This is a genomic window from Streptomyces sp. NPDC039462 (assembly GCF_055639375.1).
In genome coordinates this window covers 508,268-529,715 of the sequence record NZ_JBVKAO010000005.1, presented here as the reverse complement: position 1 = coordinate 529,715, position 21,448 = coordinate 508,268, and the positions used below count along the sequence as shown (strand labels likewise).

The 21,448-nt window shown below is 72.6% G+C and carries 21 protein-coding genes; 12 read left to right on the top strand and 9 right to left on the bottom strand.

Features of this window, described 5'->3' with window-relative positions; translation table 11 throughout:
- Positions 1 to 183 precede the first annotated feature (183 nt).
- Complete coding sequence (locus ACZ7LU_RS28215; protein WP_398312374.1) at positions 184 to 1,710, bottom strand: hypothetical protein; 1,527 nt, start codon at positions 1,708 to 1,710, stop codon at positions 184 to 186.
- Positions 1,711 to 1,769: 59 nt separating this feature from the next.
- Positions 1,770 to 2,495 (bottom strand): GntR family transcriptional regulator, encoded by a 726-nt coding sequence (locus ACZ7LU_RS28210; protein WP_468316789.1) that lies wholly within the window; start codon positions 2,493 to 2,495, stop codon positions 1,770 to 1,772.
- Between the two features lie 150 nt (positions 2,496 to 2,645).
- Here ACZ7LU_RS28210 and ACZ7LU_RS28205 point away from each other — a divergent pair, with 150 nt between their 5' ends.
- The 5 genes from ACZ7LU_RS28205 to ACZ7LU_RS28185 all read left to right on the top strand — a co-directional run bounded on the left by ACZ7LU_RS28205 (position 2,646) and on the right by ACZ7LU_RS28185 (position 7,097).
- Entirely contained in the window at positions 2,646 to 3,947 is a 1,302-nt protein-coding gene (locus ACZ7LU_RS28205; protein ID WP_471150014.1) for an MFS transporter, read from the top strand.
- Positions 3,944 to 4,732, top strand: coding sequence for a putative hydro-lyase (locus ACZ7LU_RS28200; RefSeq protein ID WP_468564692.1), 789 nt, complete (start codon positions 3,944 to 3,946; stop codon positions 4,730 to 4,732). The genes ACZ7LU_RS28205 and ACZ7LU_RS28200 overlap by 4 nt, the downstream gene beginning before the upstream one ends.
- An 81-nt stretch (positions 4,733 to 4,813) precedes the next feature.
- Entirely contained in the window at positions 4,814 to 5,578 is a 765-nt protein-coding gene (locus tag ACZ7LU_RS28195; RefSeq protein WP_471918341.1) for a LamB/YcsF family protein, read from the top strand.
- Positions 5,575 to 6,225 (top strand): 5-oxoprolinase subunit B family protein, encoded by a 651-nt coding sequence (locus ACZ7LU_RS28190; protein WP_471918340.1) that lies wholly within the window; start codon positions 5,575 to 5,577, stop codon positions 6,223 to 6,225. Before ACZ7LU_RS28195 ends, ACZ7LU_RS28190 begins: the two co-directional genes overlap by 4 nt.
- Entirely contained in the window at positions 6,222 to 7,097 is an 876-nt protein-coding gene (locus ACZ7LU_RS28185) for a 5-oxoprolinase subunit C family protein (protein ID WP_471918339.1), read from the top strand. The genes ACZ7LU_RS28190 and ACZ7LU_RS28185 overlap by 4 nt, the downstream gene beginning before the upstream one ends.
- A 15-nt stretch (positions 7,098 to 7,112) precedes the next feature.
- Here ACZ7LU_RS28185 and ACZ7LU_RS28180 read toward each other — a convergent pair whose 3' ends face one another.
- Positions 7,113 to 8,531 carry a HEAT repeat domain-containing protein gene (locus ACZ7LU_RS28180; protein WP_470985737.1) on the bottom strand — a complete coding sequence of 473 codons (1,419 nt, stop codon included), beginning with the start codon at positions 8,529 to 8,531 and terminating at the stop codon, positions 7,113 to 7,115.
- Between the two features lie 300 nt (positions 8,532 to 8,831).
- Complete coding sequence (locus ACZ7LU_RS28175) at positions 8,832 to 9,224, bottom strand: ankyrin repeat domain-containing protein (RefSeq protein WP_398312351.1); 393 nt, start codon at positions 9,222 to 9,224, stop codon at positions 8,832 to 8,834.
- A gap of 308 nt (positions 9,225 to 9,532) precedes the next feature.
- On the opposite strand from ACZ7LU_RS28175, the gene ACZ7LU_RS28170 reads away from it, so the two are divergent.
- Positions 9,533 to 9,727, top strand: a complete 195-nt coding sequence (locus ACZ7LU_RS28170; protein WP_362994889.1) for a hypothetical protein — start codon at positions 9,533 to 9,535, stop codon at positions 9,725 to 9,727.
- 37 nt (positions 9,728 to 9,764) lie between these two features.
- Positions 9,765 to 11,387 carry an ATP-binding protein gene (locus ACZ7LU_RS28165; protein WP_471918338.1) on the top strand — a complete coding sequence of 541 codons (1,623 nt, stop codon included), beginning with the start codon at positions 9,765 to 9,767 and terminating at the stop codon, positions 11,385 to 11,387.
- 70 nt (positions 11,388 to 11,457) lie between these two features.
- Here the strand turns inward: ACZ7LU_RS28165 and ACZ7LU_RS28160 are convergent, their stop codons facing one another.
- A complete protein-coding gene (locus tag ACZ7LU_RS28160; protein ID WP_468564682.1) occupies positions 11,458 to 12,957 on the bottom strand; it encodes an SCO1417 family PLP biosynthesis transcription factor in 1,500 nt (499 codons plus the stop codon).
- A gap of 101 nt (positions 12,958 to 13,058) precedes the next feature.
- Here ACZ7LU_RS28160 and yczE point away from each other — a divergent pair, with 101 nt between their 5' ends.
- From yczE to ACZ7LU_RS28140, 4 genes are all read left to right on the top strand, one after another.
- On the top strand, positions 13,059 to 13,739 hold the full coding sequence (gene yczE, locus ACZ7LU_RS28155; protein WP_471918337.1) for a membrane protein YczE: 681 nt from the start codon (positions 13,059 to 13,061) through the stop codon (positions 13,737 to 13,739).
- On the top strand, positions 13,736 to 14,503 hold the full coding sequence (locus ACZ7LU_RS28150; RefSeq protein ID WP_471918336.1) for a glycerophosphodiester phosphodiesterase: 768 nt from the start codon (positions 13,736 to 13,738) through the stop codon (positions 14,501 to 14,503). The genes yczE and ACZ7LU_RS28150 overlap by 4 nt, the downstream gene beginning before the upstream one ends.
- A gap of 46 nt (positions 14,504 to 14,549) precedes the next feature.
- Entirely contained in the window at positions 14,550 to 15,908 is a 1,359-nt protein-coding gene (locus ACZ7LU_RS28145; protein ID WP_471918335.1) for an MFS transporter, read from the top strand.
- 257 nt (positions 15,909 to 16,165) lie between these two features.
- The gene (locus ACZ7LU_RS28140) at positions 16,166 to 16,540 is read left to right on the top strand and encodes an RNA polymerase-binding protein RbpA (protein ID WP_030360404.1); all 375 of its coding nucleotides are present in this window, start codon (positions 16,166 to 16,168) and stop codon (positions 16,538 to 16,540) included.
- Positions 16,541 to 16,662: 122 nt separating this feature from the next.
- On the opposite strand, the gene fxsA is transcribed toward ACZ7LU_RS28140, so the two are convergent.
- From fxsA to ACZ7LU_RS28120, 4 genes are all read right to left on the bottom strand, one after another.
- Positions 16,663 to 17,238 carry an FxsA family membrane protein gene (fxsA, locus tag ACZ7LU_RS28135; protein WP_468717626.1) on the bottom strand — a complete coding sequence of 192 codons (576 nt, stop codon included), beginning with the start codon at positions 17,236 to 17,238 and terminating at the stop codon, positions 16,663 to 16,665.
- 106 nt (positions 17,239 to 17,344) lie between these two features.
- Positions 17,345 to 18,136 carry a polyprenol monophosphomannose synthase gene (locus ACZ7LU_RS28130; protein ID WP_398312331.1) on the bottom strand — a complete coding sequence of 264 codons (792 nt, stop codon included), beginning with the start codon at positions 18,134 to 18,136 and terminating at the stop codon, positions 17,345 to 17,347.
- 512 nt (positions 18,137 to 18,648) lie between these two features.
- Positions 18,649 to 20,328 carry an amidohydrolase gene (locus tag ACZ7LU_RS28125; protein ID WP_471918334.1) on the bottom strand — a complete coding sequence of 560 codons (1,680 nt, stop codon included), beginning with the start codon at positions 20,326 to 20,328 and terminating at the stop codon, positions 18,649 to 18,651.
- A gap of 42 nt (positions 20,329 to 20,370) precedes the next feature.
- The gene (locus tag ACZ7LU_RS28120) at positions 20,371 to 20,811 is read right to left on the bottom strand and encodes an Lrp/AsnC family transcriptional regulator (protein WP_030789227.1); all 441 of its coding nucleotides are present in this window, start codon (positions 20,809 to 20,811) and stop codon (positions 20,371 to 20,373) included.
- A gap of 207 nt (positions 20,812 to 21,018) precedes the next feature.
- On the opposite strand from ACZ7LU_RS28120, the gene ACZ7LU_RS28115 reads away from it, so the two are divergent.
- Positions 21,019 to 21,447 (top strand): hypothetical protein, encoded by a 429-nt coding sequence (locus tag ACZ7LU_RS28115; protein WP_362994870.1) that lies wholly within the window; start codon positions 21,019 to 21,021, stop codon positions 21,445 to 21,447.
- The last annotated feature ends 1 nt before the right edge of the window (position 21,448 follow it).

Genomic DNA, 21,448 nt, shown 5'->3' with positions numbered 1-21,448 from the left:
GGTGTGGCGCGCGGTCGGCGTGCCGTGTGCCGGGTCCGGGGTGAGATGTGCGGACGGGGTGCCGCGTGCCGGGTCCAGAGTGAGGCACGCGATCGGCGTGCCGCACGCGCGGTCCGGGGCGGGGCGCAAGCTCCGGGTGCCGTATGCCAGGCCCGGGGCGGCGTACGCGAGGGGTGGTCATGGTCAGGCCGCCTCCGTCCGGTCGGCCGCCATGCCGGCGGCGTCCAGGAGGGCGGTGCCGACGATGAGGTCGGCGCCGCCGAACTCCTCGTCGTCGAGTTCGGTGCCGTCGTCCACGGCGAAGAGCAGCTTCTCCTCGCCCTGGCGGTAGGCGGTGCCGACGGGCGGGCTGGCCGCGTGGACGGCCAGCAGGGCGACGAGGTAGGGCAGTTCGGGGTCGCGGCGACGGGCGTCGGCGAGCAGACCGGAGAGCCGCCGCGGCGCGTCGGCGGGCAGGTCGAGCAGCTCCATGGCGCTGGAGAGCTGCTCCTCGCTGAAGCGGCTGTCGTCCGGGGTGGCGATGAGGTCGGGCTCGGGCATCTCGGCGCCCAGGTGCTCGCGCTCCATGGGCGGCGTCAGCAGTATGTCGACGAGGTCGCCGACGCGGACGGACACGGGGGTGCGCAGTCCGGTGCCGCGCGCGAAGAAGGCGTCGGTCACGCGGCTCGCCTGCTCCGCGGGGAGCGGCAGGAGGGGGGCGACCAGCTGCCCGTACAGGTCGAGGCCCGCGCGGGCGGCGGGGGTGGCGAAGGCCTGCCGGTCCTGCTCGGCGCGGAACAGCGGGCCGGCCTCCAGGAGGCGGGACTGCAGCTGGGTGTGGCGGCGGATGCAGTCCTTGACGATGTCGACGAGCTCGGCGGCGCGGCGCTTCTGCTCGGGGTCCTCGGACTCGTCGCGGGCCTTGCGGATGTTGGTCAGGATGGCGTTCTCGTGGCGGTAGCGGTCGGCGACGTGGTCGAGCGCCTCCGCGATCATGTCGGGGACGGCGCGGAGCCAGTCGACCGCGCGGACGTTGCGCCGGGTGGCGTCGAGGGCCTTGCGGAGGGATTCCGAGTACTGCACGGTGCGGTAGCGGGCCTGCTCGGCGGCGAGCTGGGCGTCGGCGAGCCTGCCGCGGCTGATGAGGACCTCCAGCTTCACCTCGGCGGCGATCTGGGCGCTGGTGACGTCGGTGTCCAGGGCCCCTACCAGGACGTTGACCGCTTCGTCGGTCGTGCGGAGGTAGACGCTGCCGCCGTAGCCGGAGACCTCTTCGAGGAGCTTGAAGTCGTAGTCCCTGCGGACATATGTCCCGTCAGGGGCGAAGGTGCCGTACACGGCGCGGAAGCCGCGGTCGACGCTGCCGACGTTGATCAAATTCTCCAGGACCCAGCGGGCCACGCGCTCGTGCTCGGCGGCCGGGCGACGCGGGGCCTGGGCGGCGACGCGCGGGAGCAGCCTGGCGACGATCTGCTCGTGGTCGGCGCCGGTGTCGAAGTCCATGTTCAGCGTGACGAGGTCGATGGCGGAGAGGGCCACTTCCGCCATCGCGTACACCGTGTACTCGCCCGCGAGGTTGGCCTTGCGCACGTCGAGGTCGTGCAGCGGAGCCGTGCAGGCGAGGGCGCGCAGGCGGCGCGCCAGGCCCTCGTCGGCGGCCGGGCCCAGAGCGGGCCGCGGCCCCGCGCTGAGCTGGGGCGGAGCGGTGTCCGTAACGGCAGGCGAAGTCACGGTGCACAGACTAGGTCCTCGGTCTGACAACGGTCGAAACGGCGCAGACCCGGCGGCCCTCAGCCGTGGTCCCGCCCGCTCCGCCCACCGTCGGTGTCGCGCCGCCCGTACGCCTCGACGAGCCGCCTGCGCGAGTCGTCGAGGTACTCGGCGAGCAGCGTCTCGGCGTCGTCACGACGGCCTTCCTGGAGCGCTTCCAGGATCTGCCGGTTGCGTGCGATGTAGGGCTCGTGGAGTCGCCGGGGGTCGCCCATCACATGGAAGGCGAGGCGCAGTTCGGCGAAGACGCTGCGCATCAGCTCGTCGGTCCTGGCGCTGCCGGCGAGGGCGACCAGTTCCCGGTGGAAGTCGATGTTGGCGGTGGAGACGCCTTTCCAGTCGCCCGCGCGCGCGGCCCGCAGGCCGTCCGCCACGGCGCTTGCGAGCCCGTCCACGGCGTACGGCGGCTCGCCGAGTCCGCGTACGACGGCGCATTCGACGAGCGAGCGGGTGCGGTAGATGTCCAGTACGTCCTCGTCGGTCAGTACGCGTACGAAGACGCCGCGGTTGAGCTGGTGCTCCAGGAGCCGCTCGTGGGTGAGCAGCCGGAACGCTTCTCGCAGGGTGTTGCGGGAGACGCCGAGCGCGCTGCCGATGCTGTCCTCGGAGAGCCGGGTTCCGGGCGGGAAGAAGCCCGCGGCGATGCGGCTCCTGAGGATGTCGGAGACCCGCTCGGCCGTGCTGGTGCGCCCCAGGAGCGCGCGGTCGTCGGCCAGTCCGTTCACGTCGGTCATCCCCTCCGCCATGCCCGGATTCAATCGCAGACAGCAGAACGAAACAACATGGGTATTGAGGGATCGTTCAACGATCCTCTACCTTGTCGGGCACCGCTCCCTTCGAGCGCACCGAAGGACCGCACGCTCCAGCACCCTCCGTCCCTCTTCTGCGAGGTGCCCATGAGCACGACCCCACCACCCGGCATCGCCCCGGCCGACATACGCTCCGGCAAGGAGGAACTCCCCGACGACAGCGGCGCGTTCGGCTGGCTGCGCGCGCTCGGCCCGCGCGGCCGCCGCGCCTTCGGAGGCGCCTTCGGGGGCTATGCCCTCGACTCGTACGACTACTTCACACTGCCGCTGAGCATGGTGGCGCTCGCGGCGTACTTCGGCCTCGACAGCGGCCAGACCGGGCTCTTCACCACCGTCACGCTCGTCGTCTCCGCCGTGGGCGGCGCCGTCGCGGGTGTGATCGCCGACCGGATCGGCCGCGTCAAGGCGCTGATGATCACGGTCATCACGTACGCGGTCTTCACCGTCGCCTGCGGTTTCGCGCCCAACTACGAGACCCTGCTGGTCTTCCGCGCTCTCCAGGGGCTCGGTTTCGGCGGCGAGTGGGCGGTCGGCGCGATCCTCGTCGCCGAGTACACCACCGCCAAGCACCGTGGCCGCACCCTGGGCGCGATCCAGAGCTCCTGGGCCGTGGGCTGGGGCCTCGCGGTGATCGTCTACACCCTGGTGTTCCAGTTCCTGGACGACGACGTCGCCTGGCGTGTGATGTTCTGGACCGGCGCCCTGCCCGCGCTGCTCGTGATCTACGTCCGCCGCAACGTGCACGACGCCCCTGAGGCCGCCGAGGAGCGGCGCAAGAGCACCGACAAGGGGTCGTTCACGGCCATTTTCAAGCCGGGACTGCTGCGCACCACGTGCTTCGCGGTGCTCCTGTCCACGGGTGTGCAGGGTGGCTACTACACGCTGGCCACCTGGGTGCCCACCTATCTGAAGAGCGACCGGGGCCTCACCGTCGTCGGCACCGGCGGCTATCTGACCTTCCTGATTTCCGGCGCCTTCGTCGGCTATCTGACCGGCGGCTATCTGACCGACAAGCTCGGCCGGAAACGGAACATCACGCTCTTCGCGTTCCTCTCCGCGGCGAGCATCCTCGCCTACACGAACATCCCCGACGGCGCCAACGGCCTTCTCCTTGTGCTCGGTTTCCCCCTGGGCTTCTGCATGTCGGCGATCTTCAGCGGCTTCGGCTCGTTCCTCAGCGAGCTCTACCCGGCCGCCGTGCGCGGTACGGGACAGGGCTTCACGTACAACACAGGGCGCGCTGTCGGCGCCGTCTTCCCCACCATGGTCGGCTTCCTCGCCGACAGCTGGGGCGTCGGCGGAGCGCTCGTCTTCGGAGCGGTGGGCTACGGCCTGGCCGTCGTCGCGCTGCTCGGCCTCCCCGAGACGCGTGGAAGGGAGCTCCTGTGAACGGCACACGAGTGATCCGCAGCGCCAAAGAGGCCCGGGCGGCGTTCCGCTCGGGCGAGACGAGCCCCACCGCCGGCTGGGCCGCGGGCTTCACCCAGGCCAACCTCATCTCCGTCCCCGCCGACTGGGCGTACGAGATGCTGCTGTTCTGCCAGCGCAACCCGAAGCCCTGCCCGGTGCTCGACGTCACGGACGCGGGCTCCTGGGTCACTCCGCTCGCCCCCGGCGCCGATCTCCGTACCGACCTGCCGCTCTACCGGGTCTGGGAGCACGGCGAGTTGACCGAGGAGCCCACGGACGTGGTCGGCCGCTGGCGGGACGACCTGGTGACCTTCCTCATCGGCTGCAGCTTCACCTTCGAGTGGGCGCTCGCCGACGCCGGTGTGCCGCTGCGCCACATCGAGCAGGGCCGCAACGTCCCGATGTACGTGACCGCGCGCCCCTGTCGCCCCGCCGGGCGCCTGCACGGCCCCATGGTGGTGTCGATGCGCCCCGTGCCGCCGCGGCGGCTGGCCGACGCCATCAGGGAGAGCGCCCTGATGCCCGCGGTGCACGGCAGTCCGGTGCACTGCGGCGACCCCGGCGGGCTCGGCATCGAGCACCTGGACCGCCCCGACTTCGGCGACGCGGTGACCGCCGAACCGGACGACATACCGGTGTTCTGGGCGTGCGGGGTGACCCCGCAGGCCGCCGTGATGGCCTCCAGGCCGCCCTTCGCGATCACGCACGCGCCGGGCCGGATGTTCATCACCGACGCCAGGGACGAGCAGTACCGCGTGGTCTGACCGTCGCGGACAGCGGGTTTCGGGTATACGGACAGCAGCCTTCCAGAACACGGGCTTCGAGAGCACGGGAGAGCCACGAGGATGAGCACGGCCCTGATCGATCTGAACGCGGACCTCGGCGAGGGCTTCGGCCGCTGGCGCCTCACCGACGACGAGGAGCTGCTGTCCGTCGTCACCAGCGCCAACGTGGCCTGCGGCTTCCACGCCGGGGACGCGGTCACCATGCGCCGGGTCTGCGACAGCGCCGCCGAGCGCGGTGTGCGGATCGGTGCCCAGGTGTCCTACCGGGACCTGGCGGGGTTCGGGCGGCGCGCCATGGACGTGCCGGCCGAGGAGCTGGCGGCCGAAGTGGCGTACCAGATCGGCGCTTTGGAGGTCTTCGCCCGCGCGGCGGGCACGCGCGTGTCGTACGTGAAGCCGCACGGCGCGCTCTACAACCGTGTCGTCTACGACGAGTACCAGGCCCGCGCAGTCGTCGACGGCGTACTCCTCGCGGATGACTCGCTGCCGCTCCTGGGGTTGCCCGGATCACGTCTCCTGGAGACGGCGGAAAAGGCGGGACTGCCGGCCGTGACCGAGGCGTTCGCGGACCGCGCCTACACCGACGAGGGCACTCTGGTTCCGCGTACCGACGAAGGAGCGGTCATCACGGAGGAGGACACCGTCGTCGCGCGGTCCGTCGGCATGGCCCGCCTGGGCGTCGTCACGTCCCAGGGTGGGCGCGAGATCCCGGTCCGCGCGCGTTCCCTGTGCCTGCACGGCGACACTCCGGGCGCGGTGGGCCTGGCCCGCCGGGTGCGGGCCGAGCTGGAGTCGGCGGGCGTGCGGGTGGAGGCCTTCGCGTGAGAGTCCTGCCGGTCGGCGACCGGGCCCTGCTCGTCGAACTCGCCGACGGCACCGAGGCCCAGGCCCTCCACGCCGAGCTGCTGCGCCGCCGCGCGACGGGCTCCTTGCGGGTACGGGAGATCGTCCCCGCGGCCCGCACGGTGCTCCTCGACGGCCTCGACGAGCCCGGCCGTCTCGAGGCGGAGCTGCCGGGCTGGGAGATCCCGCCGCTGCCCGCGCGCGCGGGAGCCCTCCTGGAGATCCCGGTGCGCTACGACGGACCGGACCTCGCGGACGTGGCGGCGCACTGGGGGGTGCCCGTGGCCGAGGTGGCGCGGATCCACTCGGACGCCGAATTCCGCGTCGCCTTCTGCGGGTTCGCCCCCGGCTTCGGCTATCTGACCGGACTGCCCGCGCCCTACGAAGTGCCGCGCCGGGCGACGCCCCGCACCTCCGTGCCCCGGGGCAGCGTCGCGCTGGCGGGCCCGTACACGGGCGTCTATCCCCGCGCGTCGCCAGGCGGCTGGCAGCTGATCGGCTCCACGGACGTCGTGCTGTGGGACCACGCGCGCGTGCCCGCCGCGCTCCTCTCCCCAGGCGTACGGGTCCGCTTCGTGCCGGTCGGCTCACCGGCGGAGTCGTCGCCCGCGGCGGCGGGGGCGCGATGACCGACCGTGCCGTGTCCGTCGTGCGGGCCGGGGCGCTGACCACCGTGCAGGACCTCGGGCGCCCCGGGCACGCCCATCTCGGGGTGCCGCGCTCCGGGGCCCTCGATCCGCCCGCTGCCCGCCTGGTCAACCGCCTGGTGGGCAACGCGCCGGATGCCGCCGTCCTGGAGACGACCCTCACCGGCTGTGCCGTGCGCCCGCGCCGCCCCGTGACGGTCGCCGTCGGCGGTGCGCCGTGCCCGGTGACCGTGGACGGCCGGCCCGCGCCCTGGGGAGTGCCGGTGCGGGTGCCCGCGGGGGCACTCCTGGACGTCGGAACCGCTCTCTCCGGAGTACGTTGCTACCTCGCGTTCGACGGCGGGGTGACCGTGGACCCCGTGCTGGGCAGCCGCTCCACCGACCTGCTCTCCGGACTCGGTCCGCTCCCGCTCGCGGACGGGACCGTCCTGCCGCTGGGGCGCCCCGGTACCACGTACGCGCGCGTGGACACCGTCCCGCAGCCCGCACCGCCCCAAGAGCTGGTGCTGCGGGTGACGTTCGGGCCGCGCGCCGACTGGTGCACGCCCGCGGCGCTGACGACGCTCACCACGCGCGCGTACCGGGTGTCGTCGGCGAGCAACCGTATCGGGCTGCGCACCGAGGGTCCTGCCCTGGAGCGGGCGCTCCAGGGCGAACTGCCCAGTGAGGGCATGGTGCTCGGCGCGGTTCAGGTGCCGCCGGACGGCAGGCCGGTCGTCTTCCTCGCCGACCATCCGACCACCGGGGGCTACCCGGTGGTCGCGGTCGTGCGGGAGGCCGACCTCGCCGCGGCGGCCCAGGCGCGGCCGGGCACGCCGGTGCGTTTCGTCGCGGTCGGCCGGGGCCGGGGCTGACCCGGCGCCCCGGTTCTACATCGCGGGCGCGTCAGGTCCGATCCTGCTCCGTACCGCGGTCTGTACGTCGTCCTCCTCGGCGGGGTCCGAGGCGAGTCTCCGGAGCCTGTTGACCACGCGGGCGTCGCCGGTCTCGGCGTGCCGCGCGGCGACTTCCCTGGTGGACTCCTCGCAGTCCCACAGGCACTCGACGGCGAATCCGGCCGCGAAGGTGGGGTCGGTGGCGGCAAGCGCGCGGGCGGCGCGGCCGCGGAGGTGGGAGGAGGCGGTCTCCCTGTAGACGTGCCTCAGCACGGGGGCGGCACAGGCGATGCCGAGGCGTCCCGCGCCGTCGACGAGGGTCCACAGCGTGGGGGCGTCCGGGCCCTCGCCGCGGACCGCCTCGCGCAGTGCGGCCAGGACCGGCTTGCTGTCCTGCGCGCCGCCCCGGCAGGCGAGCATCCGCCCGGCGGCGGCGCCCAGGTCGTCGGGGCGATAGGCCCAGCGTCGGGCGCGCTCGACGGCGGCGACGCTGCGCATCCGTTCGAAGGCGCCGGTCGCGGCGTCCACGATGACCTGGGAAGGGCTTTCCGCGGCGTACTCGATGAGGTCGAGCACCGCGGGGTCGTGGGCGTCGGCCAGGTAGCGCAGGGCGGTGCCGCGCGCCCCGTCGGACCCTTCGCGGGCGGCCTCGATGATCTCGGGGCGGTCCTCGGGCCCGGCGACGGCGGCCAGGCAGCGGGCCGCGGGGACGTAGAGCACGGAGCCCCGCTCCAGGCCTTCCTGTGCCCAGTCGAAGATGGCCCGGACGCTCCACTCGGGGCGTGGTCCCGAGGGCCGCATCTGGCGCTGCCAGCGGTCGAAGGAGCCCTGTTCCCGGGCGGCGCGCACCCGGGCGCCGATGTCCGGGCGGGGGTCCTCTTCCCAGAGGCGCCAGGGCCGCGGTTCGTAGGCGTCGCGGACGGCGGCGGCCAGGTCGGCCTCGCCCTCGGCGTCGGGGGCGAATCTGGCGAGCACGGGGGCCGCGAGGGCGCGCAGGCCCGCGTCGTCGTCCCGCAGCGCCAGTTCGTCGAGGGCCCAGGCCCAGTTGGAGCCGGCCGCCGCGTACCTCCGGAGGAGGTCGAGGGCGTCCTGCCTGCCGTACGAGGCGAGGTGCCCGAGCACGGCCAGGGCGAGCCCTGTGCGTGAGTCGTCCGTGTTCAGGACGTCCTCGGCGTCGAAGAGGTGGCGCTCGATCTCACCGAGCCCGCCGTGCAGGTCGAGGTAGAGCCGGGCGTAGTACAGCGAACGGTTCTCCACCTGCCAGTCGTGGCGGGGATCGTTCAGCACGCAGTGGTCGAGGGCGGCGAGCGCCTCGGATCGTGGAGCGGTGAGCGCGTGCAGGGTGCCGTCGCCGCGGCCTCTCTGCAGCAGGCCGAGCAGCGTACCGCTGGGCGCTATGACCGGATCGAACATGGGAAACAGCCTCACATCAAGCGTCGACGCAACCGGGAATCACGCATTACCTGGCCGTGCGCCAACACGTCGGGCCGCCCGCCGTCTCTTGCTTGTCGAAGACCATCTTCCTCTGCCTCTCATCCATGGCCCAGGGGTCCCGGACGGGAGGTCCGGGGGCGGGCCGCTCACGGGCCACGCGGTGCGGCACCAACTGCCCCGCCGTCGCGTCCGTGAATCACGTCGTCATGATGACCCGGCGGTAAGCTCCGCCGCGACCACATTTCCAGCGCCCCCGTTGTTGCTGGTCAGGTACCCCGTTCAGGCGGCCCCGAACAGATCGAGCAGTTCGGCCTTCCCGAACATGCGGGCCGTGTCGACGGCCGACGGAGTGCCCGCGGCCGGATCCGCGCCTCCGTCGAGAAGGGCCCGGATCACCGCCTCCTCGCCCTTGAAGACGGCCCCGGCGAGCGGCGTCTGCCCCCGGTCGTTGGCGCGGTTGGTGTCGGCGCCGCGCTCCACGAGGGCCCGGACCGCCTCGGCGTGGCCGTGGTAGGCGGCCAGCATGACGAGCGTGTCGCCGCTGTCGTTCGTGAGGTTCGCCGGGACGCCCGCCTCGACATAGGCAGCGAGCGCCGCGGCATCGCCCTGGCGCGCCAGATCGAAGATCTTGGTCGCCAGCTCCACGACCTCGGGGTCGGGAACTTCGCTCATGGGGGCGTCCGCCTTTCTGGCTTTCTGGCTTTCCGGCTTTCCGGCTTTCCGGGGGTGCTGCATGTGCAGCCGTACGAGTGAATCGACAGGGTACTGCCCCCGCGGGCACATGACCCGGCCCGCCCGAGGCAAAGATCACGGCGAGAGCGGGAGCCCGTCCGGACCCGCTCCCGCACGGCCCGACCGGGCTCCGCCATTCAGGGGAAATCCCCAAAAAGCAACCCATTTGCACCTTTAATCGCATGGATACATGCTGTGAACCTGGAAGAACTCATGGTGACTGTCCCCACGAAACCAGGAGAACCGTCATGATCCTTTCCATCTCGGGCGTCGTGCTGCTCGGCATCATCGTCTTCCTCTTCTTCCGCAAGGACGGGCTGAAGGCGTCCCACGCACTGGTCTGCGCCCTCTTCGGCTTCTTCCTGGCGGGCACCGCCATCGCCCCGAGCATCAAGGCCGGCAGCGCGAGCCTGGCGAGCCTCCTCGGCGGGATCAAGTTCTGACGTTCCCGCTGTCCGCACGCACCTCCAGGAGACAGACGTGGCCAGGCGCCCACTCCCCCGCATTCTGAGCAACGGCACCGCATCCATCGCCCGGAGCCGGGAGCTGGCACGGTCGGCGGCCGACAGCGCCACCGACGTACTCCATCCGCTGATCACGATCACCCGTGGACTGCGCCGGCTGGCTGGTGCCGGGCGGCGCAAGTGGGCCGACACGCCGAAGGACAAGCGCGGACCGCTGCTGTTCCTGGTGGCCTCCGTGGTCCTGGTCGTGGCGCTCGTCCCCTACGGGCCGCTGCTCGCCCTCATCACCTTGATGGCGGCCTCCGCGTGGACGGGCCGCGAGCGCACCCCGGCGGCGCCCACCGGCCCGGACGAGGCACAGGTGCAGCGGCTGCAGTCCCTCTACGAAGCACTCGTCCCGTACTTCTCGGTCCCCGAGGACCCCGCCCCGCTCTTCGCGCACGGCGGCGAATGGGACAAGGCCTTCCCGGAGTACGACTTCGACGGCACCGGGCGGATCTCCCGGCTCGTCGTGCACTACCCCGCCTACTTCACGGACGGCGAGGCCGAGTCCCGCGCACGGATCGAGCAGCTGCTGCACGCCAAGGCGGGCCGCGGCCGGGAGTACCACTTCGCGTGGGACGAGGAGGCCAACCAGCTCGTCGTCACGGTGCTGCCCCCACTGCCCACCGACATCGCCGCCCAGCGCTTCGTCACCGCCCCCGGGGAGACCGTTCTCGGCTTCACCGACGAGACCGGCGTCCAGCGCACCCTGCCGCTGGCCGAGGGCGAGGGGCAGCGTGACGTGCCCCCCGTCGTGTGGCGCACCGGCATCCGCTCCACCGAGCCCCACCTCCTGATCGCGGGCCAGCCGGGCAGCGGCACGACGACACTGCTTCGCTCGATCGCCCTCCAGGCGCTCCAGTACGGCGACATCCTCGTCGTCGAAGGCAGCGGCACCGGTGACTACGCCTGTCTGACCGGCCGCGACGGGGTGCTCGGCATCGAGTGCGGCCTCTCCGGGGCGCTCGCGAGCCTCGAATGGGCGGCGCACGAGACCGAGCGCAGGCTCATCGCCGCCAACCGCGCCCGACAGGCCGGCCACCCGCCGCCGGAGGACACCAAGCGCCCCCTGTGGATCCTCCTCGACCACCCGAGCGCCCTCGGCCATCTCGCGGCGGCCGACGGGCGCACGGACCCCCAGTCGCTGCTGCAGGTCCCCCTGCGGCACGGCAGGGCGGCCAACGTGACGGTCGTGGTGGCGGACCAGCTGGACAGCCTGGACGCGCTGAGCGACGCCGTGCACCAGCACACCCGCGCGCGTGTGGTGCTCGGATACGCCACGCCCGACCAGCTGGAGGACGTCCTCGGAGCGCCGCCCCACACGACACCCACGTCGGACGTCCCGCCCGGCCGTGGCTACGCCCGGCTCGGCACCGGTCCGGTGCACCGCCTCCAGGTGCCCGCGACCCCCGATCCGTACGACGACGCGACCAGCGAGGCGCACCGGCGGGCGGTCCTGGAGCTGCTGCCGGAGCGCAGCACCCCGCCGGACGAGGCGGACGCCGTCACCCCGGCTCCGGCCCCCTCACCTGCCCTCGCCCCTGCTCCCGAGGCCGCAGAGGCGCAACCGGTCCCCCGCCAAGAGCTCACTACGTAGAGGACGTCCAGAAGAGGGGGATCCAGAAGAGGGGCATCCAGGAAAGAGGCATCCAGGAAAGGGCAATGGCTCACGCCACGAAGGGATGCGCGGCCTGCGTGCCCGCGCCCGCCCCCGTCTCCACCAGCCGGGCCGCCGCCGCGAGCCGCGCCGCCGCCTCGTCGGCCACCGCGCCCCCCACGGTGAACGGCAGCCGCACATATCCCTCGAAGGCCCCGTCCACTCCGAAGCGCGGCCCCGACGGAACCCGGACTCCCACGCGCTCGCCCACCTCGGCGAGGCGCGACCCCGAGACGCCCCCGGTGCGCACCCACAGGGTCAGCCCGCCGCTCGGCACCTCGAACTCCCAGCCGGGGAGCTCCCGCCGCACGGCCGCGACCAGCGCGTCGCGGTTCTCCCTCGCCTGTTCCCTGCGCACGTTCACGGCCGACTCCCAGCCCCCGGTGTTCAGCAGCCAGTTCACGGCGAGCTGTTCGAGGACCGGGGTGCCGAGGTCGGCGTAGGCGCGAGCCGCGACGAGGCTGCGGATCACGTCGGGCGCGGCCCGCACCCAGCCGATGCGCATGCCCGCCCAGAAGGCCTTGCTCGCCGAGCCGACCGTGATGACGGTGGAGCCCGCCGGGTCGAAGCCGCAGACGGGGCGCGGCATGGTGAGGTCCGGGTCGAGCCCGAGCTCGCTCATCGTCTCGTCGACGACGAGGACCGTGCCGGCCGAGCGGGCCGCCTCGACGAGCTGCCTGCGCTGGTCCTCGCCGGCGAGCGCGCCGGTGGGGTTGTGGAAGTCGGCGACGACGTACGCGAGCCGGGGCGCCGCGTCGCGCAGCACCTGCCGCCAGCGGTCCATGTCCCAGCCCTGGAGGCCTTCGGCCATGGCGACGGGGACGAGCCGGGCGCCCGCCTCGCGCATCAGCTGGAGGATGTTGGCGTACGACGGGGACTCCACGGCGATGCGCTCGCCGCGGCCCGCGAAGAGGTGGCAGATCGCGTCGATGGCACCCATGGCGCCGGTGGTCACCATGATCTGTTCGGGCATGGTGGGGATGCCGCGCGCGGTGTAGCGCTCGGCGAGCATCTGGCGCAGCGCGGGCAGCCCCGCGGGGTAGTCGCCGTGCGTGTGGGCGTACGGCGGGAGTGCTTCGAGGGCGCCTTGGACGGACCGCGTGAGCCACGGCTCGGGCGCGGGCAGCGCGGCGCAGCCCAGGTCGATCATGGAGCCGAGCGCCTCGGGCGGCAGCGGTTCGAGGCCGCGCGCGGGGAGGGGGTTGCCGGCCGGGACGGCGGTCCAGCTGCCCGCTCCCCTGCGGGACTCCAGGAACCCCTCGGTGCGCAGCGCTTCGTAGGCGGCGGCCACCGTGGTGCGGCTGACGGCGAGTGCCACGGCGAGTTCACGCTCGGCGGGCAGGCGGGCGGCGACGGGCACGCGGCCTTCGAGCACGAGCAGCCTGATGCCGTCGGCGAGGGCGCGGTAGGCGGGCGGACGGCGCGAGCCGGTGCCCGCGGGGCGCTCCTGCTGGGAAGCGAGAAGGCGGGCGAGCTGCGTCGACCCCATCGCCGAAGTCCACTGAGCCATGATTCCCAGTCCACCTTCCCTGAATTGGCCATGGTTGAGGTCCGGTTCCAAGCCACAGGGTGTCATGCGTCGGGCCACCAGCACTACACGGGGAGCGTTCCTTGTCCGGTACGAAGCCACATCTCACGAGGCGGCTCATCAAGCTGTACGCGGGTCTCTCCCTGTACGGCGCGAGTTCCGCGCTGATGGTCTCGGCGGGCCTGGGGCCCGAGCCCTGGAACGTCCTCAACCAGGGCCTCGCCGAACTGACCGGCCTGACCATCGGCGCGGTGTCGATCGTCGTGGGCGCCGCCGTGCTGCTGCTCTGGATCCCCCTGCGGCAGCGTCCCGGCCTGGGCACGGTCTCGAACGTGTTCGTCTGTGGTCTGGCGATGGACGCCACACTGGCGCTCCTGCCGGACGTGCACACGCTCGCCGTCCGCGTTCCGCTGCTCGCGGTCGGAATCCTGCTCAACGGAGTGGCGACCGGGCTCTACATCACGGCCGCCTTCGGCCCCGGCCCCCGGGACGGCCTGATGACGGGCCTGCACGCGCGCACCGGCCGCTCCATCCGGCTGATCCGCACCTCGATCGAGGTGACGGTCGTCGCCACGGGCTTCGCGCTCGGCGGCACGGTCGGCGTGGGCACGGTCCTCTACGCGCTGTCGATCGGCCCGCTCGCGCAGTTCTTCCTGCGCCGCTTCGCCGCACCCGCGCCCGCACCCGCACCCGCACCCGCGACCACCGCGTCGACCGTCGTGGCCTCCGGCGGCCCCACGGAGCAGGCGATACTGCACCCGTGACCACGCGCGTACGCCACCCCTACCTCGATCACCCGGGACCGCTCGCCCTCGCCCACCGCGGCGGCGCGGCGGACGGCCTGGAGAACACCGCGGCGGCCTTCCGGCGCGCCGTCGACCTCGGCTACCGCTACATCGAGACCGACGTGCACGCCACCGCCGACGGCCGGCTCGTCGCCTTCCACGACACGACGCTGGACCGGGTGACGGACGCGGTGGGGCGCATCGTCGACCTCCCCTGGAGCGAGGTGCGCCACGCGCGCGTGGCGGGCAGCGAACCGGTGCCCCTCTTCGAAGAGCTCCTGGAGTCGTTCCCCGAGGTGCGCTGGAACGTGGACGTGAAGGCGGAGCCCGCGCTCCTGCCCCTGCTCGATCTCATCCGCCGCACCGGATCCTGGGACCGCGTCTGCGTCGGCTCGTTCTCCGAGGCCCGGGTGGCCAGGGCCCAGCGCCTGGCGGGCCCGCGCCTGGCCACCTCGCTGGGGACGCGGGGCGTGGCGGCGCTGCGGATGGTGTCCTACGGAGTACCCGCCGCGCTGCGCCGGTCCGCGGTCTGCGCCCAGGTGCCCGAGACCCACGGCCGGATCCGGGTCGTCGACCACCGCTTCGTGCGCGCGGCCCACGCGCGTGGGCTGCAGGTTCACGTGTGGACCGTCAACGACGCCGAGCGGATGACGGCCCTCCTCGACCTCGGCGTGGATGGCATAGTTTCCGATCACATCGAGACGCTGCGCGGGGTGCTCGAGGCCCGGGGCACCTGGGTCTGACCTCCCCGGAGGCCGCGTCGCACCACGGGGAACAGCGAGGTCACGGGTGAGCACCGACACCGTGAAGGCAGCGGCGGCCGACGACGCCGCCATGGAACGACGACGCGAACAGCGGGGCTGGTACTTCTACGACTGGGCCTGCTCGGTCTATTCGACGAGCGTCCTGACCGTGTTCCTGGGGCCCTATCTCACGGAGATCGCCAAGGCGGCCGCCGACCCGGAGGGCTATGTGCACCCGCTGGGCATCCCGGTCCGCGCGGGCTCCTTCTTCGCGTACACGGTGTCCGCGTCCGTGCTCGTGTCGGTCTTCGTCATGCCGATGGCCGCCGCGGCCGCCGACCGCACCGGCCGCAAGAAGCCCCTCCTGGCCGTGGCCGCGTACCTGGGGGCGGCCGCCACGGCGGGCATGTTCTTCCTGGACGGCGAGCGCTACCTCCTCGGCGGCTTCCTGCTGATCGTCGCCAACGCCTCGCTCGCCGTCTCGATGGTGCTCTACAACTCCTACCTGCCGCAGATCGCGCCCCCTGAGGAGCGCGACGCGGTCTCCTCGCGCGGCTGGGCCTTCGGTTACGCGGCGGGCGCCCTCGTCCTGGTGGCGAACCTCGTCCTGTTCCTCGCCCACGACAGCTTCGGCGTCTCGGAGTCGACCGCGGTCCGCATCTGTCTGGCGTCGGCAGGTGTGTGGTGGGGCGCCTTCACCCTCGTACCCCTGAAGCGGCTGCGGGACCGGCGGACGGCGCCGGCCGAGGCGGGGGCGCCGTCCCGGGGAGGCTGGCGGCAGCTGCGCTCGACGGTCCGCGACATGCGCCGCCACCCGCACACACTCGCTTTCCTGCTCGCCTATCTCGTCTACAACGACGGGGTCCAGACGGTGATCTCGCAGGCGTCCGTCTTCGGCTCGGAGGAGCTCGGTCTCGACCAGTCCACACTGATCGTCGCGGTCCTGCTGGTGCAGCTGCTCGCCGTCGCCGGTGCGCTCGCCATGGGGCGGCTCGCCCGGACGTACGGCGCCAAGCGCACCGTGCTCGGCTCGCTGGTGGCCTGGACGGTCACGATCGGGGCCGGTTACTTCCTGCCGGCCGGCGCGCCCGTGTGGTTCTTCATGCTGGCCGCCGGGATCGGCCTGGTGCTCGGCGGCACGCAGGCGCTGTCCCGTTCGCTCTTCTCGCATCTGGTGCCGCGCGGGAAGGAGGCCGAGTACTTCTCCGCGTACGAGATCAGCGACCGCGGGATGGCCTGGCTGGGACCGTTGATCTTCGGCCTCACCTATCAGCTCACGGGAAGCTACCGGGACGCGATCGGCTCGCTCGTGGCGTTCTTTTTGCTCGGTTTCGTCCTGCTCGCACGGGTACCTGTACGGCGTGCGGTGCGCGACGCGGGCAATCCCGTACCCCGGCGGATTTAGCAACTGGAGGCAAAGGCCGGTAGTGTACGCCTTTGGCCTGCCAGGCGGACCGTTACTGCGAGCTGAGGATTCAGAAACGCTGGGTGACATCTGCTACTAGATGTGACAAACCGGGCGCTGGTGGGTACAACAAGGGGCGGCATACGACGGCGACGCATGACCCAGATCGGGAATCTTTACCGCCGACCGGACGTTGACCGGATGACGACGACAGCGACACCTGTCCTGTGGGCGACAAAGCCCGGGAGGCACGATTCATGAGTGAGCGAGCTCTTCGCGGCACGCGCCTCGTGGTGACAAGCTACGAGACCGACCGCGGCATCGACCTGGCCCCGCGCCAGGCCGTGGAGTACGCATGCCAGAACGGACATCGTTTCGAGATGCCGTTCTCGGTCGAGGCGGAGATCCCGCCGGAGTGGGAGTGCAAGGTCTGCGGGGCCCAGGCACTCCTCGTGGACGGCGACGGACCTGAGGAGAAGAAGGGCAAGCCGGCGCGTACGCACTGGGACATGCTCATGGAGCGCCGCACCCGAGAGGAGCTCGAAGAGGTCCTCGAGGAGCGTCTCGCGGTTCTCCGGTCCGGTGCCATGAACATCGCGGTGCACCCGCGAGACAGCCGCAAGTCCGCCTGACGGCGGTCACCTGCGGCACACCGCACAAGCACGACGCACAAACGCACAACGCATCAAAAGGGCCGGGGCCACTGCTGAGCAGTGGCCCCGGCCCTTTTGCGCGTCTTGGCGCCTGCGCGCACTCAGCGCGGCAGCTGCGGGTCGTCCGGACGCGGGCCCCGCGTCGGCGGCTCGTCGTCCCTGATGACCTCGCCCTGCACGACCTTGCCGTCGGGCCGGTGCATCCGGGCCTGCTGGAAGGCGTCGCCCAGACCGCCGGGCGTCGCCTCGCGCACCTTGCGCTCGAAGGTCCGCTCCGCATACCGCCCGAGGGCCTTCTGGACCGGCGGGACCAGCAGGATCAGCCCCAGGGCGTCCGAGATGAGCCCCGGCAGGATGATCAGGAGGCCGCCCAGCATCGTGAGGGCGCTGCCGCCGCCGGTCTCCGGAGGGGGCGTCACACCGCTCTGCTGCTGTTGCACCGCCTCGCTGAGCTTGCGGAACGCCCTGCGCCCCGCGCGCTTGATCACCGCGGAGCCGAGCACGAGGCCGCCCACCAGGAGCAGGAAGACCACGAACCCGCTCGTGGCTCCCGCCACCACGGTGAGCAGCCAGATTTCCAGGACCAGCCACGCGGCGATACCGAGCGGCAGGTACTTCAGGCGCCCGGAGCGCCGGGGCCGGGCAGGTCGGATGGGAGGCGGTGCGCCAGTCGTCATGCTCCCAGTGTGCCTGGGCCCGCCTCAGTCCGGCATAAGGGGGATGATCAAGAAGGGCAGCGGCTGGACCGCACGGCACAGCCCTCAGAGCCGCACGGCACGGCGCTCAGGGCTGCTTGCGGCCGATGACCTTGCCGACGCGCTCGCCCACGCCCCAGGCCGTGACCCGCCACAACGCCTCGACGACGATGTTCTGGCTCATCTTGCTGTCCCCGAGCTCACGCTCGACGAAGGTGATGGGCACCTCGACGACGTGATAGCCCGCCTTCACCGCGCGGCGCGCCAGGTCGACCTGGAAGCAGTACCCCTGCGACTCGACCTCGCCGAGGCCGAGCCCTTCCAGGGTCTCGCGGCGGAAGGCGCGGTAGCCGCCGGTCACGTCGCGGATGGGCACGTCGAGCAGGAGGCGCGAGTAGGTGCTGCCGCCGCGCGAGATGAACTCGCGGTGCTTGGGCCAGTTGACGACCCGGCCGCCCGGCACCCAGCGCGAGCCGAGCACGAGGTCGGCGCCCTTCAGCGCGGTGAGCAGCCGGGGCAACTCCTCCGGCTGGTGGGAGCCGTCGGCGTCCATCTCGACGAGGACTCCGTAGTCGTTCTCCAGGCCCCAGCGGAAGCCCGCGAGGTAGGCCGCGCCGAGCCCTTCCTTGCCCTTGCGGTGCAGCACGTGGACCTGGTCGTCGTCGGCCGCGAGCTCATCGGCGATCTTGCCGGTGCCGTCGGGGCTGTTGTCGTCGGCGACCAGGATGTGCGCGTCCGGTACGGAGGCCCGCACCCGGCCGACGATCGCCTGGATGTTCTCCGCCTCGTTGTAGGTCGGAATGATCACCAAGGCCGTGCCGAGCGGGCCGAACCGCCTCCCCTGGTCCCCCGCTTCGGAGACCCCGCCGCCGTCGTTCACTACTGCCCCTTCGTTCGTACGCAGAGGACCACCATAGTGGCCGCGGCCTGCGGCGCAGCGACGGCACGGAGGTCGGGGCGCGAGCGCCCGCCGCCCGGGCGGAAAGTACTGCGGATCGGGGCCCGGCGCCCTTCGGGCCGGCCTGGGACCCGCTGGCTGCGGATCGACCGAGAGCCGTTGTCTACTGAGCGTCCGGGCCCCACCCGGGTCACACCTGCCGATCGGCTGATACGTTCCCTCGCCTCCGCGTCGCGGGCGCTGGACCTGGCTCCCAGTGGTGGTGCGCCGGTGCGGCACACCACCTGTGACCCAGCGGCGTTCGACGACTGCGTGGAGGTTCGCCGGTCGGACGTCCTGTGGTGGACCCGGCCGAACCTACCGGCCCACGGCGGCTGTCTGTCAATACCCCGCTGAGCTGCGGCTCCTTCACGGACCGCCAGGTCAGTGCCGAGGATTCCCAGGTCGTGCGAGGCGGTGCGGGGCCGCGATCGGCGCCGCGCACCGCCGGGACATCACTCTTCCGGCCGCACGAACACGGGCCGTCCGGCCACGACCGTGCGCAGGCACACGGGGAGCTGGGCGCCCGGCGACAGGTCGGGCAGGCCGGGCGTGCCGGAGCGGGGGTCGGTGGACCAGCGGGCCACCCGGTCGTCCGGGGCCTGCACCACCAGCTCGGAGGTGCGCCACACGGCGTAGTCGGCGGGCGCGCCCGGCACCAGGGTGCCCGCGTCGTCGCGGCCGACGGCCCGCCAGCCGCCCCGGGTGTGCGCGGTGAACGCGGCGCGCACGGAGACGCGGTGCTCGGGCGTGCGGTGGAAGGCGGCGGCGCGGACGGTCCCCCACGGGTCGAGCGGCGTGACGGGGCTGTCGGAGCCGAACGCCAGCGGCACACCGGTGCGCAGCAGGGCCGCGAAGGGGTTGAGGGTGCGCGCCCGTTCGGCGCCGAGGCGCTGGACGTACATGCCGTCCTCGCCGCCCCAGAGCGCGTCGAAGGCGGGCTGGACGGACGCGGTGAGGCCGAGCTCGGCGAAGCCCGCGATCGTCTCGGGCGTGAGCATCTCGGCGTGCTCGACGCGGTGCCTGGCGGCGCGCACGCGGGCGAGGCCGACCTTCTCGGCGGCCGCGCGCATGCCGTCGACCACGGAGGCCACCGCGGCGTCCCCGATGGCGTGGAAGCCCGCTTGGAGGCCCGCCTCCGTGCAGGCCACGACGTGGGCGGCGACATCGGCGGCGTCGAGGTAGGCGGTGCCGGTGTGGGCGGCGTTTCCGTCGGTGTCGGCGTAGGGCTCGTGCAGGCAGGCGGTGTGCGAGCCGAGGGCGCCGTCGACGAAGAGGTCACCGGCTGCGCCGACCGCGCCGAGCTCCCGGGCGCGCCGCACGTCGCGCTCGGCCCAGTAGCCGACGACGCGCGGGCCAGGCTCCTCGGCGGCGAGCCGCAGCAGTCCGGTGAAGTCGTCCTCGTCGGAGATCTCGGGCCCCGCGCACTCGTGCACGGAGCCGATGCCGAGGGACGCGGCGTGCCGGAGAGCGGCGCGCTGGGCCTCCGTGCGCTGGCGCGGGGTGATCGCGCCGAGCGCCGCGGCGCGCACGCCGTGGTGGGCGTCGGCGGTCAGTGGGGCGTCCGGGTGGTAGCCGGCGCGCTCGGTGACGCCGGGCACCAGGTCGAGGAGCGCGGTCGTGACCACGGCCGAGTGGACGTCGATGCGGGAGAGGTAGAGCGGCCTGCCGCCGGTCGCCTCGTCGAGCTCCGCGCGCGTGGGCGGGCGGCCGCCGGGCCAGCGGGCGGCGTCCCAGCCGTGGCCGAGGAGGACGGTGTCGTGCGGATGCGCGGCAGCGTGTTCGCGTACGAGAACGAGTGCGTCGGCCAGCGAGCGCGCCCCGGACAGGTCCAGGCCCGTCAGGGCGAGGCCGGTGGCCGTGGTGTGCACGTGGGCGTCGGTGAACGCCGGGGTGACCAGCGCGCCTTCGAGGTCGACGACCTCGTCGACACCGTCGGCGAAGGAATCGGCGGCGCCCTCGGAGCCGACCCAGGCGACGTGCCCGCGTTCGACGACCATCGCAGTGGCGAACGGGTCGGCGGGGCTGTGGACGTCGCCGCCGCGCAGCAGCACGGTGCGGTGGTTCTGCGGTTCCTGGGCAGGGTGGTGCCGAGGGTCCTGCGGGGTGTTCCCGGGGGTGGTGCTCTCGCTCATGGGACCAGTCTCGCCCCTGTCGGCGGCGGGCCGGCGCGGGGGTCAGACCTGGGGCGGGCGGGCCTCGTACGGAGTCGAGAGGACGACCGTCGTGCGCGTGGAGACGCCTGCGAGGGCGCGCAGGCGGCTGAGCAGGTGCTCCAGCTCCAGCGGCGTGGCCACGCGGACCTTGAGGATGTAGTTCTCGTCTCCTGCGACGCTGTGGCACGCCTCGATCTCCGGAACGCCCGCGAGCCGTTCCGCGATGTCGTCGGGGGCGCTGGGGTCGAACGGCTTCACCGAGATGAACGCGGTGAGCGGCAGCCCGACGGCTTCGGGGTCGACGACCGCGGCATAGCCGCGGATGACGCCCCGCTGCTCCAGACGGCGCACACGCTGGTGCACGGCCGAGGTGGACAGGCCCGTGGCCTTGCCCAGGTCGGTGTAGCTCATCCGCCCGTCCTTGACGAGCAGCTGCACGATCTGTCGGTCCAGCTCCTCCATGCGCCGAACCTACAGGGCTCTTGATCTCGGCGGATACCTGAGGGCCGGTCTTTGCGGGGCGGGCAACTCCATTTGGCATGTGACGAACGCCACACTCTCGTGACCGGGTCCGAAGGGATGCAACGATTACCTCTACGACGGGACGGGAAGTGCTTGCTGTGGTCGAGGCCGCAGCGCCTTGTCGGCCCACCCGAGGGGGAGATTCCCATGCAGAATTTGAAGCGCCCCGGCCGGTCTGTCCGCGCCAAGCAGCAGCCGGCCGCAGAGCCCGAGCCGGAGGGCGTCGAACCGGCGGACGCCTTCCTGGACGCCTACGACACTTTCGAGATGTACCGGGTGAACTGCCCCGACTGCGAGCAGCCCATCGCGCTCCTCGCGGACGAGGACGTGCTGCCCGAGCACGCACTGTGCCCCACTCCGTGGAATCCGTTCGGGCTGACGGTCTGCGCCGGCACCGGCCGGGCGGCCACCGACGCCACGCCCGCCGACGAGTCGATGGAGGTTCAGGAGCAGGACACGGCCCTGCTGTTGACGCTCCCTCAGGGACTCGACTGGCGGACACAGCCGTTCTCGCATGTTGGCGGGCCCGGCTCGCAGCCGTTCCGCGTGCCGCGACAGCAGCGGCCCGCCGCCTGAT